The 628-nt window shown below is 62.6% G+C and carries 1 protein-coding gene and 1 pseudogene; one reads left to right on the forward strand and one right to left on the reverse strand.

The annotated features are described in order from the left end of the window. Positions 1–230 (forward strand): annotated as a pseudogene (locus CXQ94_RS23850) (MFS transporter); the annotation flags it as partial. 12 nt (positions 231–242) lie between these two features. Here the strand turns inward: CXQ94_RS23850 and CXQ94_RS23855 are convergent. Next, a partial coding sequence (locus CXQ94_RS23855; protein ID WP_104092588.1) for a SprT-like domain-containing protein occupies positions 243–628 on the reverse strand: 386 nt, incomplete at its 5' end.

Raw genomic sequence — 628 nt, forward strand, 5'->3', positions numbered from 1 at the left:
TCACCCTCGGCTTCTTCGCCGCGCATGCCGTGGCCAGCGGGCAGGTCGGCAGCCATGCCAAGGGTGCTCGAGCGCAGGCATCGGCGCTGTACCTGTGTGCCTACTATCTGGGATCGAGTGTGGTTGGCTATGGCGCCGGTTATGTCTGGGATCACGCGGGCTGGTTGCCGTTGATGGCGTTGCTGGCGGCGTTGTTCGTCATTGCCGGTTGGCGGGCGAGGGCGCTCTAGCAGGCGCTGGCGTTATTCGATGCGTTGCTCGCCGCTGAAGGCGAGGGTGGTCTTGCAGCGGCGGCAGTAATAGCGGCGACCCTTCGCCACCAGCGCGTGGCGCTGGGGTGTGAAGGCGAAATCCTGATCCACGCAGCTGCAGCGATAGACATAACGGGTAACGGACCGGCGACGAATCGCATAGGTGTGGCAGCGATCCGGCGGTAGCTCGTACACGCCACGCATGATCAGCTGCCATTCCTCGCCGTGAGGCTGAATCCGTGAGCCGAACATCTGATGGGCGATCAAGTGCGCGACCTCATGGGCGACGGTCTGGCGCAGAAAGTGCTCGGCATTCTCCCGATAGAGCTGCTCATTGAAGCGCAGGAGATTTTCCTGCAAATGCGCTACACCAGCTT

The sequence above is a fragment of the Arthrobacter sp. GMC3 genome (assembly GCF_002929305.1).
In the GTDB taxonomy this organism is placed as follows: Bacteria; Actinomycetota; Actinomycetes; order Actinomycetales; family Micrococcaceae; genus Specibacter.